Raw genomic sequence first — 14,153 nt, forward strand, 5'->3', positions numbered from 1 at the left:
AAGCGCTGCTTGCTCGAAGGGGTGGTGCAGCGGATCACCTGCAGCCAGGAAGCGTGCAATTGCAAGGGCAAGTACGCACTCTTTGAGCTCTGGCGGCCGGTGTGTCTCGGATAGGCTCGGTGGGCATCCACAGCCCTCGTTTTTGCCTTTACTACGCATCATGTTTCAAACACTTCGTGCCCGCCTGATCCTCATCTGCGTGGCAATCACAGTGGCCGCGCTGTTCGCGCTGTCCATGGCCACCTTCTGGACGGCGCGCGGCAGCACGCTGTCCGGCATCGACGAAAACATCGGCCAGCTCACGCAGGCCCATGCAGCCGCATTGACCGACTGGGTCCAGGACAAGCAGCGCATCACCGGCTCGCTGAAAACGGCGGTGCAACAGCCGGACCCGATTCCTTTCCTGCTGGCAGGCCAGCAGGCCGGCGGCTTCGATGACGCCTACTTCGTGCATGCGGACAAGCGTGCCGTGTTCACCCATCCCATGCCGGAGAACTACGACGGCACCCAGCGCGACTGGTTCAAGCAGGCCGTGCGGGAAGGCCGTCCGGGCGTCACGCCGGCCTACGTGGATGCCAGCACGGGCGAGCTGACGATCAGCTTTGTCGATCCGGTCGGGGCCTCGGGCGCGATCACGGCCGTCGTCGGCACCGATGTGCGGCTGGCGGCCATGTCCAGGAAAGTGGCGGCCATACGCCCCCAGGAAAAGAGCTTCGCCTTTCTGATGGACGGCGAAGGCCGTCTGCTGGCCTACGCCAGGCCCGAGCTGGCGCTCAAGCCCGCTTCGGCGATTGCACCGGAGCTCGATGCGGCCCTGATCAAGCGCCTGGCCGAGCAGGGCGGACGTGCCGACCTGGTGCTCGATGGAGAGCCGCAGATGGTCTATGCCGCCAAGGTGGAGGGCACGCCCTGGACGCTGGCCGTGGTGATCGACCGCGCACAGGCCACGCATTCCGTAAGCGCGCTGCTGCAGGTGGCCGCCTTCATCACCGCGCTTTCCGTGCTGGGTACGGCCGTGCTGTTGACCGTGGTGCTGCGCCGGATGCTCATGCGCCTGGCCGTGGCGCGCGATGCCTTGCAGGACATTGCTTCCGGCGAGGGCGATCTGACCCGCCGCCTCACGGCGGCAGGCCGGGACGAACTGGCGCAGATCGGCCAGTCCTTCAATCAGTTCGTGGACAAGATCGCCACGGTGCTGCTGCGCATTCGCGAATCGTCGGAATCGGTGCGTATGGCGTCGGCCGAGATCGCGGGCGGCAACCAGGACCTGTCGTCACGCACCGAGCAGCAGGCCAGCTCGCTGGAGCAGACGGCAGCCGCCATGGAGCAGATCACGGCAACCGTGCAGCAAAACGCGGCCAATGCCCGCCAGGCCAGCGAGCTGGCCACCAGCGCCTCGCAGATCGCCACGCAGGGCGGTGAGGCCGTGGGCCAGGTGGTGCAGACCATGGGTGGCATCGAGGCGTCGGCACGCAGGATCGAAAGCATCATCGGCGTGATCGACTCCATCGCCTTCCAGACCAACATCCTCGCGCTCAATGCTGCCGTCGAAGCGGCCCGTGCCGGCGAGCAGGGCCGTGGCTTTGCGGTGGTCGCCAGCGAGGTGCGCACGCTGGCCCAGCGCAGCGCCACGGCGGCGCGGGAGATCAAGGCGCTGATCGACGATTCCGTGGGCCAGATCGACACGGGCAGCCGGCTGGTGCGCAATGCGGGCACCACCATCGACCAGGCCGTGGACGGCGTGCGCAAGCTCAGTACGCTGGTGGCCGAGATCAGCAATGCCAGCCAGGAGCAAAGCCGTGGCATTGCCGAGGTGGGTAGCGCCATTGGACAGATGGACCAGGTCACGCAGCAGAACGCCGCCCTGGTGGAAGAGGTCACGGCGGCTGCGCAATCGCTGCAGCAACAGGCCGTGCAGCTGGCCCAGGCCGTGGCGGGCTTCAAGCTCGACGAAGGAAACGGCGCCCGCCGCCTGCGCTGAGCGCGGGCAAAACGCCGAGGCGGCGCCTGGTGTCAGGCCGCCTTGGCGCCCCCGGAATGCTCGCAGGCAAAGGCCGGTGTACCGGCCTCGTCCGGCCGCTCGCCCGCCACGAAATACCGGTCCCGGCCGCTGGCCTTGGCCTGGTACAGCGCCGTGTCGGCCGTGCGCAGCAAGGCGCTCAAACCCAGCGGAGGCTGGGCCATGTTCGTGCAGGCGATGCCAATGCTCAGCGTGGGGCAGATGGTTGCGCCATCGCTTGTCTCGATGCGGATTTCGCGCGTGGCTTCGCACAGCCGCTGGGCCACGGCGCTGGCCGTGGCGCAGTCGGCGCCAGGCAGCAGCACGGCGAATTCCTCGCCGCCCAGGCGGCCTATGAGTTCATGCGGGCGCAGCGCCTGCGACAGGCGGGCCGAGACTTCCTGCAGCACCCGGTCGCCAGCGGCATGGCCGTGGCGGTCGTTGGTGTGCTTGAAGTGGTCCAGGTCCAGCATCAGCATGGCGCCCGACTGGTGCTCGCGCTGCAGGCGCTCCAGCGTGCGCTGAGCGCGCTCCAGAAAGCTGGTGCGTGCCAGCAGGCCGGTCAGCGCATCGTGGTTCACTGCATGGCGCAGTTTGCTGAGCATGTCCTTGAAGGCCATGAGCGTGCAGGCCACGGCCAGCGGGCCTATGGACAGCATGGCCAGGCCCAGGCGGAACGAGAACGTGGTCTCCAGTTCGGAACTGGGCGAGGTGAGCAGTACATCTGAAAACGTGGCCAGCTTGATGGCACAGCTGGCGAGGTTGAGCAGGGCGACCACGAACAGCCGGTAGCGCATGGCACACAGCAGCATGGCCGGCATGCTCAGGGACAGCGCGCCCGGCCCGCCCAGGTAGATGGCAATGGCCTCGGAGATCACCAGGGCCAACAGCGGCAGCAGGGCCTGCACGATCTGCCTGAACGGCTGGCCACGCCAGGACAGCGGCTCCAGGCTTGCGGGAAAGCTCAACAGAACGGGCAGCAACAGGGTCATGTGCATCAGCTCGCTGCTGAACCACATGGCCATCATGGGCTGCCAGGGCCAATGCATCAGCTGGTGCATGCCCACCGAGCCCAGCACGGCGCCGACCACGCTCACAAGCAGGCTGCACATCACCAGGTGCAGCACCGATGAGGGGGAGCGCATCTGCCGCACCCGCAGCGGCAGGCGCCGCATCATCACCCAGCCGCAGGCCACGGCTGCCAGATCGGCGAAAGTCAGCCACAGGGTCTGGTCAAGCGGGCTGCCCGACAACCATTCGGCCAACGCCATGGCCACGGCGGCCGCCGTCCAGCAGTGTCTATGGCTGTAGGCGGGGCTGCGCAGCATCCAGCCCAGGAGCAGGGCGTTGGACAGCCACAGAGATGACAGATGCCCCGGAGAGCGCAGGCCCAGCGCCACGGCCGAGCACAGAAATAGCACCCCGCCCAGCACAAAGCTGTCCCGCCAGGGCGTTGCAGCTTGTGAAATCCACGGATCTCCAGATACGGCGCGATATGACATATGTCTCCCCTGTGGAGACTGAATGGAGGCACCGGACACTGCGCGCGTTCGTCGGGCATGCCGGGCATGCCCTTGTCATGGGGAACGAGCGGTCCGGCGGGCAGCGGAAAATCGGAAAACCCTCCTTTGGCGTGCTGCGGCAAGCCGCGTAACTGCGGGCAGGCCATGCGTCGGAAGCCGACGGATGCGGGGTAACTTGAGTTCACAAAATTTACGCCTGCGGGGCCAATCTAGCGGAAATGCATGTATTTGCAAGTACTGATCCATCATGCGTGCTGCGCCTTCCCAAGCGGTTTGCCGTGTTCCGTCGAGCCCGGCCAATACGGCCGCGGGCGGCAGCCCTGCCCGCGGAGCAGCGTCGCCAAAGGAAGGATGGGATGCATGCTAAGTATTTATGCGATGTCCCAGCCGGGTGACATGCAGCGGCGGAGCATCGGGGTGTGTCGGGAGATTTGTAATTAGTTACTTTTGTTTCTGATAGCCATTACTCTTGCCTGGTGGTACCCATGTGCCGTCGCTGCTGGGCGATGCGGGATGGGGATGCACTCCAGATGCGGCGGTTTCGGATGAAACGAGGATCTTGTTGATGAAAGCGACGATTTGCAGCGCATAGAATTGCCGGATTGGTGGATATATCTGCCGAAATGTTGAACACGTCCGAGCCGCCGCCATAGGCTCTTGCCGTTGACGTCCAGGGAGCTGCATGGAATACCGTCTTGATGAAACCGACCGCCAACTGCTGCGCCTGCTGCAGACCAATGCGCGGGCTTCCACCGCGCATCTGGCCCGGCAGATGAATCTGGCGCGCACGACGGTGGTGGCCCGCATTGCCCGGCTGGAGCAGGAAGGCGTGATCGCCGGATACGGCGTTCGCCTGGGTGCGCGCGTGGAGCAGTCTGCGGTGCGCGCGTACTGCGGCATTCGCGTGCAGCCCAAGACGGCCACTTCAGTAATGCAGGCACTCAACCGTTTCACCGAGGTCGAGGAGGTCTCCGCCGTCAGCGGCCAGTACGACTACATGGTGTTCGTGCGCTGCGAGAGCAACGAAAAGCTCGACGCGCTGCTGGACCGCATAGGCCTGATCGACGGCATACAGCAGACCTATACCTCGGTGGTGCTCAGCCGCAAGATCGACCGGCGCATGACAGCGGCGCTGAGCCAGCTGGCTGAATCTGCCGCCTGAGTCTTCTGCCCGTGCCGGCCGATGGAGAGCCGGGCGGCTGTCCGCATCGACTGTCGGGCATCAGACATTTCCTAGTGAAACTGCCGGGTAGGCAGTGCCTTGCCTCGCTCCTATGCTGATGCGGGCCCCGTGGCAGACCGGGGCCTTTGTGTACGCATAACACCAGGAGACAAAGCATGCACCCAGCGCTTCGCAGTGGATGGAAACCCTTGTCATTGATAGCCCTGGCCGCCTTGGCGGCCTGCGGCGGTTCGGGAGACGGCTCCGGCAGCAAGTACAGCGCGGAGATCCGCCGCACGGAGATGGGCATTCCGCACATCAAGGCCAAGGACTGGACGGGCCTGGGCTATGGTGCGGGCTATGCCCAGGCGCAGGACAACCTGTGCACCATGGCCGACTCCTTCCTGACCTACCGCGGGGAGCGTTCGCGCCACTTCGGCGGCGATGCCCAGGCCGTCTATGACAGCACCATCGACCGGCCGCGCAACATCGATTCGGACTTCTTCTTCCGCCATGTCGTCTCCGATGACGCCGTGGCCGCCATGATCCAGGCCCAGCCCGACAAGCTCAAGCAACTGGTCGATGGCTTCGTGGCAGGCTACAACCGCGTGGTGCGCGAGACCCCGGCCGGGGCCAAGACCAATGCGGCCTGCGCGGGCCAGCCTTGGGTGCAGGCCATCACGGCCCAGGACATCTGGCGGCGCATGTATACGGCCAATCTTGCCGGCGGCTACAGCAATTTCGTGGCCCAGATCGCCAATGCCGTGCCACCTGCAGCGGCTGCGGCGGCAACGGCCTCGGCCAAGCCGGCGAAGGGCCGGTCGGCCGCGACGCAGCTGGCCGCGCTCAAGCCGGGCCAGGTGGTGGCGCCATCATTGCAGGTGGGCGGCACCACGGGCATAGGCAGCAACATGTACGGCTTCGGCCAGCAGGCCACGGGCGGCAGCAGCGTGCTGTTCGGCAATCCGCACTGGTACTGGAAGGGGCCGGACCGCTTCTACCAATCGCAGCTCACGATTCCGGGCGAGATCGACGTCAGTGGCGCCAGCTTCCTGGGTATCCCGATGGTGCTGATCGGCTTCAACAACGACGTGGCCTGGAGCCACACCGTGTCCACGGCGCGGCGCTTCGGCCTGTTCATGTACCAGCTGGCCCCCAATGATCCGACCCGCTATGTGCGCGACGGCAAGACCGAGGCCATGCAGGCCAGCAGGATCACCGTGAGCGTGCGCAATGCCTCCGGCGGGCAGGACCAGGTCACGCGCACGCTGTACAAGACCGTGCACGGCCCCGTGGTCAACCTGGGCGCCATGGACCCGGCGCTGGGCTGGACCACGCAGAGCGTGTTCGCCATCCGCGACATCAACGCCTACAACTACCGCACCTTCCGCAACTGGCTGCGCTGGAACCAGGCCAAGTCGCTGGACGAGTTCATCCGCATCCAGAAGGAGGAGTCGGCCATTCCCTGGGTCAACACCGTCGCTGCGGGACGCGGCAACGCCCAGGTCTGGTATGCCGACATAGGCGCCGTGCCCAACGTGCCGCCCGCGCAGCTGCAGGCCTGCGCCACGCCGGCCTCGGCGGCCATCAACGCGGCGCTGCCCCAGGTGCCGGTGCTGGCCGGCGGCAGCAGCCAGTGCGACTGGGGCTCGGATGCGGATTCGGTGCAGGCCGGCGCCATCGGCCCGGCACGCATGCCCAGCCTGCTGCGTGGCGACTACGTGGGCAACATGAACGACAGCTACTGGCTGTCCAATGCCTCGGCACCGCTGACCGGCTATCCGGCCATCTTCGGCTCCACCTCTTCTGCCCAGAGCCTGCGCACGCGCCTGGGCCACACCATGGCGCTGCAGCGGCTGGCGGGCACGGACGGCTATCCGGGCAAGCTGGCCACCAGCGACATCGTTCGCCAGATGGTGCTGGACAGCCGTGTGTACAGCGCGCGTTTCAAGGACGAGGCATTGGCCCAGGTCTGTCCAGGCCCCGTGTCCTCGGCGGGTGAAACGGTGGACGTATCGGCTGCCTGCACGGCGCTGCAGGCCTGGGACGGCACGGGCACGGCGGCATCCAGGGGCTCCCATGTCTGGGACGAGTTCTGGAAGCGCGTGGCCAGCCAGATCAAATCGGCCGACCTGTATGCCGTGCCCTTCGATGCGGCCGACCCCGTCAACACGCCGCGCGGCATCAAGCCCACGGCCAAGGCGGCGCTGCAAAAGGCGTTCGCCGAAGCAGTGAAGGCCGTGCAGGCCAGCGGCTTTGCCATGGATGCGGCGCGTGGCACCGTGCTGTTCTCGCAGCGTGGCGGAGAGAAGACGGCGCTGTATGGCGGATGCGGCGAGGTGGGCTACTTCACCATCACCTGCTCGGAAAACAAGATAGAGCAGGGCGGCTACAGCATGGACGGGCAGCCGCACGGCAACAGCTACATGCAGGTGGTGAGCTTCCCGGCGGCCGGAGTGGAGGCCCATACCTTCCTGACCTTCTCGCTGTCGGACGATCCTGCCTCGGCCCACTATGCGGACTACACCAAGGCCTACGGTGCGCGCCAGTGGCTCAAGCTGCCGTTCACCGACAGCGCCATCCAGGCCAGCCCGGCCTACAAGACGCAGACCGTGAGCGAGTGACATCCGCTGTCCGGCGTGATGCAGTGCCCGCCTGAAGGGGCTGCATCAGGCATGCAATGCAAACGGGGGCCCAGGTCCCCGTTTCGCTTGACTGGTTGCCTGACTCAGTCCACCACGACGCGGGCCTGGCCCGCTTCCATGCGGCCGACGATGGCTGCATCGCCAAAGCCCTGTTCGGCAAACAGCGCAAGCACCTGGTCCGCCACATCGGGCGTGCACGATACGAGCAGGCCGCCCGAGGTCTGCGGATCGGTCAGCAGCGCGCGCTGGGCATCGGTGATGCCGGCGCCCAGCACCACCTGCGTGCCATATGAGGCCCAGTTGCGGCCCGAGGCGCCCGTAATGACGCCCTGCTCGGCAAAGCCCTGCACCGTGGGCAGCACGGGCAGGCTGCGGCTGTCGATGCGCGCCGTCAGGCCCGCGCCGCGTGCCAGTTCCAGGCCGTGGCCCAGCAGGCCGAAGCCCGTCACATCGGTCAGCGCGTGCACGCCGTCCATCTTGCCCAGCGCCGTGCCGGGGCGGTTGAGCAAGGTGGTTGCCTCCACCATGGCGCGGTAGCCGGCTTCGTCCAGCAGGTTCTTCTTGAGCGCGGCCGACAGAATGCCCACGCCCAGCGGCTTGCCCAGGATCAGCACGTCGCCGGCCCGGGCGTCGGCATTGCGCTTCATCTGGCGGGGGTTGACGATGCCGATGCCGACCAGGCCGTAGATGGGCTCGACCGAGTCGATGGAGTGGCCGCCGGCCAGCGGAATGCCGGCATCGCGGCAGACCGATTCGCCGCCTTCCAGGATCTTGGCAATGGTGTCGTGCGGCAGCACATTGATGGGCATGCCCACGATGGCCAGGGCCATCAGCGGCTGGCCGCCCATGGCGTAGATGTCGGACAGCGCATTCGTTGCGGCGATGCGGCCGAAGTCATACGGATCGTCCACGATGGGCATGAAGAAATCCGTGGTCGCCACGATGGCCTGCTCGTCGTTGATGCGGTAGACGGCGGCGTCGTCAGCGGTCTCCGTGCCCACCAGCAGGTCCGGGAAGAACTGCTTGGGCAGCGCGCTCTTGCCGATCAGCTCCGCCAGCAGGCCCGGCGCGATCTTGCAGCCGCAGCCGCCGCCATGGGACAGCGAGGTGAGTCGGGGAGCTTGGGCGGTGTCTGTGGTCATGGAGCAATCCGGCGAACGGGGGCGATCGCAGTAGTGGAAAAGTGTGCCTGCCGCCAGCGCGGCGGCGCGCCATATTATGGGCGGGCACGGCGGGCGGCCATGGTACAAGCGGGCATGTCCAAGTCTTTCGCTCATGACTGCGCATCCGTGGACTGCGATCCCGAGACGGTGGTCGGCGTGGAGCAGCGCGGCTTCAACGCCTGGCCGGCCCAGCGCACCGTGCTCTGCGGAGACTGGCTGCTGCGCGCCGCGCAGGGCCATACCAAGCGGGCCAACTCGGCCAATGCCCATCAGCCCGGCGCCCGCCTTGGCGCCTTGCTGGCGCAGATCGAAGCCTTCTACCAACGCCAGGGCCTGCCGCCCGTCTTCCGCCTCTCGCCCCTGGCCAGCCCCGAGGCCGATGCCCAGCTGGCGCAGGCCGGCTACCTGCTGGCCGATCCTTCGCTCGTGATGCGCGCAGCCTTGGCGGACATGGCGCAGCCGGCGGGCGAAAAAGGCTGGACCCTCGCCATGGATGCCCGGCCCCGTGCGGCCTGGCTGCAAGGCTTTGCCGAGGCCAGCGCCGTGCCGCCCCGGCACAGGCAGGCGCATCACCACATGCTGCAGTCCATTGCCTGGCCCGCCGCCTTTGCCACGCTGCGCGTCGGGGGCGAGGTGGCCGGGTTCGGCCTGGCCGTGCTGGAGCGCGGCTGCGTGGGCCTGTATGACATCGTCATCGCACCTGCAATGCGCGGGCGGGGGCTGGGCCGTGCGCTGGTGTGCGGCCTGCTGCACTGGGGACGGACGCAGGGGGCGCAATGGGCCGAGCTGCAGGTGCGGGCTCCCAACCGGGTGGCGCGCGGGCTGTATGAAAGCCTGGGCTTTCATCCGCTCTACGCCTATCACTACCGCCTGCCTGCCGCGGCACCTTGATGTGCCGCAGCGACTAAGAAAGGATGATGACCTAGCGCGACACTCCGGGTGCTCCGAGGCGGGCGATATGTGAAAAAATGCTTCGATGCGCCGTCGTTGTGCAATGCATGGATTTCCCGTTCAAGGAGCCTTGGTTGGCTGTTCGCATAAATCGCTCACAGCGCTCGCAGCGCTCACTTCTCCCATCCCGCAGGTGGTGCATGGGTGGCAGGATCAAGGGCCTGCCGCCCGCCTGGGCCTGGGTGGCCGTGTGCCTGCTGGCGCTGCAAACGGGTTGGGTGGGGCTGGTGGGGCAGGCGCATGCCGAACCATCGGCCGACGAGCATGAGCTGGGCGTGACACGCACAGTCTTAGGCATCCTGGGCTACACGCGCTGGCCCACGGAAAGCGCGGTGCTGCGGCTGTGCGTGGTGGGCTCTACCGAATATGCCGATGACCTGCTCAATGGTGCCCCGCAGACCGTGGGCAGCCAGCGGCTGGAAGTCCGGCGCGTCGTGCTTTCCGATGCGCGCATCCTGGCCGAATGCGAAGGCATCTATGCCGGCCAGCTCGATGAAGCGGCCTGGCGCAAGCTCATGGAGCAACTGGCCGGACGGCCGCTGCTGACCATCAGCGAGCGGGGCGAGCTGTGCCGCATCGGCGCCATGTTCTGCCTGCGCCGCCGTGGCGAGGGCGCGGGCTTCGAGGTCAGCCTCGACTCCGTGGCACGCAGCGGCCTGCGCGTCAATCCCAAGGTGCTGCAGCTTGCGCGCCACAGGACGTTGCCATGAAGTTGTTCCTGTCCGGCAGCGCCTCCCTGCGCAACGTGATCCGCCGCGCGCACATGCGCATGGCGGCGGTGGCCATTGCGCTGGCGGGCGCGCTGCTGCTCATCGTCGGCGTGGCCACCCTGCGTCTTTACCTGTCCAACAACCTGCATCTGGTGGCACGTTCGCTGGCCTATACGGTCGAGGCATCGCTGGTCTTCGGTGACCGTGACGAGGCTGCCCGCGTGCTGGACCAATTGCTGCGCGGCGAAGGCGTGGCCCATGCCGAGGTTTTCGATGCCGAGCAGCGCCCGTTCGTGCAGTGGTCGGGCCATGGCGGCTCGGCGCTGTCCAGCGTGGGTGAACTGCTGGCCATAGGCATAGGCCTGCCGCGCGCCGAGGCCGATGTGCGCCAGGATGGCCGCCTGGTCGGGAGCGTGCAGCTGTCCAGCGATGGCGTGGGCCTGGTCCGCTTTCTGGGCGCAGGCTTCATCGTGCTGGTGCTGTGCGTGGGCGTGAGCGGCTATGTGGGGCTGCGCCAATCGCGCCGCATGCTGCGCGACATTGCCGAACCGCTGCAGCAGTTGGCGCGCGTGGCGCACGCCGTGCGCCATGACCGGTCCATGGACCAGCGCGTGCCGCTGGCGCGCATTGCCGAACTGCGCGAGTTGGGAGACAACTTCAATGCCCTGCTGGCCGAGCTGCAGACACGCCACGAGCGGCTGCAGCAGCAAAATTCGGCCCTGGAGCGCCAGGCTTCGCGAGACAGCCTCACGGGGCTGGCCAACCGCCTGCATTTCGAGCAGCGCCTGCAGCAGGCGCTGGACAATGCGGCCGAAACCGGGCAAAAGCTGGCCGTGCTGTTTCTGGACAACGACCGCTTCAAGCAGGTCAACGACGCGTACGGCCATGCTGTGGGCGATGTGCTGCTCAAGGCCGTAGGCGCAAGACTGCGCTCGCAGGTGCGCGAGAGCGATCTGGTCGCGCGGCTGGGCGGCGATGAGTTCGCCATCCTGCTCTATCCCGTGGGCGGGGGCGGCGATGCGCAGATGGTGCGGGACAAGATAGAGGCCGCCATGCATGAGCCTTTGGTGGTCAGCGAAGGCGTGGTGCTGCAGCCTTCGGTCAGTGCGGGCGTGGCCCTTTTTCCCAAGCATGGCCAGAGCATGGAGACGCTGATGCGCCATGCCGACCAGGCCATGTACCAGGCCAAGGCCATGCGCCAGGCCGAACGAGTCACAGGAGGATGACATGTTGAAACGACGGAGCTGGACCCGGATGTGCGGCGCAGGTGCGGCCGCTGTGCTGGCCCTTGCGCTGGCGGGCTGCAAGGCGGCGCCCGAGGCGCCGCCTACGCCGCAGGGCCTGACCGAGCAGCAGCAGCAAGTGCTGCGCAGCCAGGGCTTTGCACAGGCGGAGCAGGGCTGGGAGCTGCAGATGTCGGGCAAGCTGCTGTTCGGCTTTGACTCGGCCGAAGTCGGTGCCCAGGCGCGCACCAAGGTGCTGGAACTGGGGCGGGCGCTCAAGGGCGTGGGCATAGAGCGGCTGCGCGTGGAAGGCCATACGGACGATCGCGGCAGCGATGCCTACAACATGCGCCTGTCGCTGCGCCGCGCCGAAGCCGTGGCCGATGTGCTGGCCGAAGCCGGCCTGGCGCGCCAGGATATCGAGGTCAAGGGCCTGGGCCGCGCCATGCCCGTGGTGCCCAGCGATGCGGCGGAGAACCGCCGCGTGGCCATCGTCGTGCCCTTGCAATAGCCGGAACCTGGCTGGGATCAGAGCCGGGGGATTGGCGGAAAGCAGCAGGAGTCGAACCTACCCAGGAGCGGCTGACGCCCCTGACCGGGTTTGAAGCCCGGGCGCACCACCGGGTGCGTATGCTTTCCTTCTGGATTGAAGCTCCCCCTGAGCGGCTTACGCCGCTTCCCCCCGTTGCACGGCGCATCTCTACCCGCTTCGCGGGGGAGGGGGACGACACCCTTGCTGCGGGGCGGCCCTTGCTCGGTGTCTCTCGCCCTGGGCCGCGCCGGTTGCTGGCGCCGTGGCGAAGCAAAGCTGGCCATTGTAGCGGCCCCTTGCCTCAAATTCTTGCTGTGGCGCCAGTGGTCCACTGCACATCGGGGCGCAGCAGGTGGGCGTCGCGCAGGCGGCGGGTGTAGCCGATGCGGTCGAAGAATTCGAGGATCTGGATGGCGCGCTTGCGGCCCAGGCCTGTGGCATCGCGAAAGGCGTGGGCCTGGATTTCGCCGTTGGGGGTGGCGGCGGCCAGTTCGCGCACCAGGGCGGCGAGTTCGTCCGTGCGGGCGGCGGAGTAGAACAGGTCCTTGGTCACCTGAAACAGCAGTCCCTGGCGCGCGAGCTTGCGCAGCAGCTGGCGCACGGTTTCCTCGCCGATGGCGTTGTCGCGTGCCAGGTCGCGCACCCAGGGCGGGTCGTAGCGGCCGGCTTCGATGGCCGGCAGCAGTTTCTGGGCGATCTGTGTTTCGCTGTCCGACAGTTGCACGCTGTGGCCGGGCAGGTGCAGCCAGGCGCCGCTGGCGGCCAGGCTGCCATCCTGCAGCAGCGTTTGCAGCAGGCCTTTCCACAGCGCGTCATGTCCTGCATGGACCAGGCCGGACAGTGCCATGCGGCGCAGGCGTGCCGCGTTCACACCGGGCTCGTCGGGGTTTTTTTCGTGAAAGCGCGCCATGCTGTCCAGCACCTGGCCGCGCAGCTGCGTCCAGCGTGCGTCACCCAGCAACAGCGTGTCGCCCTCGGCCAGTGGAAGTCGGTGCAGCCGGTGCCCGCCGTTGTCCGTGGCCACGGATGCGCGGCCTGTCAGGCGCATGAGCTGCGACGTGGCAATGCCGTGCGCCGCGCCTTGCACCAGCGCGCTGGCGTCCCCGGTGGCAATCAGCGATTCCAGCGCCTGCAGATAGGCCGTGCGCTCGGGGCTGCGGCGCTTGCGTGCGGGAGCAAAGGGGTCGATGACGCTGCCGCCCGCAATCGTGCGGCTGGCCTGGGCATTGCGCACGATGAGCCGGTCGCCGGGTTGGGCATGTACGGGCATGTCCAGCACCAGTTGGACGATGGCCTGCTCGCCGGGACCCAGCGGCTGGTCCTGCAGCAGGGCCACGTGGGCCGTGCAGCGCGCCGTACCGATGTGCACATGCACAGGCGTCCATTGGGCCAGTGATGGCGCATCGGCCAGCAGTTGCAGGCGCACGTCGATCCGGTCGCTGGCCTGCAGCAGCCGTGCGTCGGCGATCCAGTCGCCGCGCGTGATGGCTTCCTTGGCAATGCCCGACAGGTTGAGCGCGCAGCGCTGTCCGGCCAGGCCCTGTTCGCTGGCCTGGTTCTGGGCATGCAGGCTGCGCACGCGCACCTCGGTGCCCGAGGCCGAGTGCACCAGCGTGTCGCCGACTTTCACCTGCCCGCCGAACACGGTGCCTGTGACCACGGTGCCCTGGCCCGGCAGCGTGAAGCTGCGGTCCACGGCCAGGCGGAACAGTCCGTCGCTGGCCCGCGCGGGAATGGACTGGGCACGCGCCATGAGGTGCTCGCGCAGCTGCGCCACGCCCGCGTCACCGGGCTGGGCGGCGGCGGTGGGAAAGACCGGGGCGCCGGCCAGCGCCGTGGGCGCCAGCAGGGACTCGATCTCGGCACGCACCTGCTGCAGGCGCTCGGGCGTGGCGCGGTCGGCCTTGGTCAGGGCCACGGTGGCTTCGCGCACGCCCAGCAGCTGCAGGATGTCCAGGTGCTCGCGCGTCTGCGGCATGACGCCGTCGTCGGCCGCCACCACCAGCAGGGCGTGGTCTATGCCCACGGCGCCTGCGGCCATGGTGTGCACGAATTTTTCGTGGCCGGGCACGTCGATGATGCCCAGTACCTCGCCATTGGGCAGCGGCGTGTAGGCATAGCCCAGCTCGATGGAGATGCCGCGCGCCTTCTCTTCCTTGAGGCGATCGGTGTCCACGCCCGTGAGCGCGCGCACCAGGGTGGTCTTGCCGTGGTCGATGTGGCCGGCGGTGCCGATGATCATGCG

The 14,153-nt window shown here is 67.5% G+C and carries 10 protein-coding genes and 1 tRNA gene; 7 read left to right on the forward strand and 4 right to left on the reverse strand.

The window, feature by feature from the left end:
• The first annotated feature begins 160 nt into the window (after positions 1-160).
• Entirely contained in the window at positions 161-1,981 is a 1,821-nt protein-coding gene (locus ACN20X_RS16315) for a methyl-accepting chemotaxis protein (RefSeq protein WP_473209616.1), read from the forward strand.
• A gap of 32 nt (positions 1,982-2,013) precedes the next feature.
• Here the strand turns inward: ACN20X_RS16315 and ACN20X_RS16320 are convergent, their stop codons facing one another.
• Positions 2,014-3,501, reverse strand: a complete 1,488-nt coding sequence (locus tag ACN20X_RS16320; protein WP_133072355.1) for a GGDEF domain-containing protein — start codon at positions 3,499-3,501, stop codon at positions 2,014-2,016.
• A 703-nt stretch (positions 3,502-4,204) separates the two neighbouring features.
• Here ACN20X_RS16320 and ACN20X_RS16325 point away from each other — a divergent pair.
• Both ACN20X_RS16325 and ACN20X_RS16330 read left to right on the forward strand, forming a co-directional pair.
• Positions 4,205-4,684, forward strand: coding sequence for an Lrp/AsnC family transcriptional regulator (locus ACN20X_RS16325; RefSeq protein WP_016446843.1), 480 nt, complete (start codon positions 4,205-4,207; stop codon positions 4,682-4,684).
• Between the two features lie 176 nt (positions 4,685-4,860).
• Positions 4,861-7,308, forward strand: a complete 2,448-nt coding sequence (locus ACN20X_RS16330; RefSeq protein WP_016446844.1) for a penicillin acylase family protein — start codon at positions 4,861-4,863, stop codon at positions 7,306-7,308.
• A 104-nt stretch (positions 7,309-7,412) separates the two neighbouring features.
• Here the strand turns inward: ACN20X_RS16330 and selD are convergent, their stop codons facing one another.
• A complete protein-coding gene (gene selD / locus ACN20X_RS16335; protein WP_016454852.1) occupies positions 7,413-8,471 on the reverse strand; it encodes a selenide, water dikinase SelD in 1,059 nt (352 codons plus the stop codon).
• Positions 8,472-8,570: 99 nt separating this feature from the next.
• On the opposite strand from selD, the gene ACN20X_RS16340 reads away from it, so the two are divergent.
• From ACN20X_RS16340 to yfiB, 4 genes are all read left to right on the forward strand, one after another.
• A complete protein-coding gene (locus ACN20X_RS16340; protein ID WP_016454851.1) occupies positions 8,571-9,383 on the forward strand; it encodes a GNAT family N-acetyltransferase in 813 nt (270 codons plus the stop codon).
• Positions 9,384-9,583: 200 nt separating this feature from the next.
• The gene (yfiR, locus tag ACN20X_RS16345; protein WP_016446847.1) at positions 9,584-10,153 is read left to right on the forward strand and encodes a regulatory sequestration protein YfiR; all 570 of its coding nucleotides are present in this window, start codon (positions 9,584-9,586) and stop codon (positions 10,151-10,153) included.
• The gene (dgcN, locus tag ACN20X_RS16350) at positions 10,150-11,379 is read left to right on the forward strand and encodes a diguanylate cyclase DgcN/YfiN (protein WP_016446848.1); all 1,230 of its coding nucleotides are present in this window, start codon (positions 10,150-10,152) and stop codon (positions 11,377-11,379) included. The genes yfiR and dgcN overlap by 4 nt, the downstream gene beginning before the upstream one ends.
• 1 nt (position 11,380) lies before the next feature.
• On the forward strand, positions 11,381-11,887 hold the full coding sequence (gene yfiB / locus ACN20X_RS16355) for an outer membrane lipoprotein YfiB (protein WP_016446849.1): 507 nt from the start codon (positions 11,381-11,383) through the stop codon (positions 11,885-11,887).
• A 32-nt stretch (positions 11,888-11,919) separates the two neighbouring features.
• On the opposite strand, the gene ACN20X_RS16360 is transcribed toward yfiB, so the two are convergent.
• Together ACN20X_RS16360 and selB are read right to left on the reverse strand one after the other, a co-directional pair.
• A tRNA-Sec gene (locus tag ACN20X_RS16360) sits at positions 11,920-12,015 on the reverse strand.
• A gap of 194 nt (positions 12,016-12,209) precedes the next feature.
• Entirely contained in the window at positions 12,210-14,150 is a 1,941-nt protein-coding gene (selB, locus tag ACN20X_RS16365) for a selenocysteine-specific translation elongation factor (RefSeq protein WP_016454849.1), read from the reverse strand.
• Between the last annotated feature and the right edge of the window lie 3 nt (positions 14,151-14,153).

The sequence above is a fragment of the Delftia sp. PX-1 genome, from assembly GCF_055797465.1.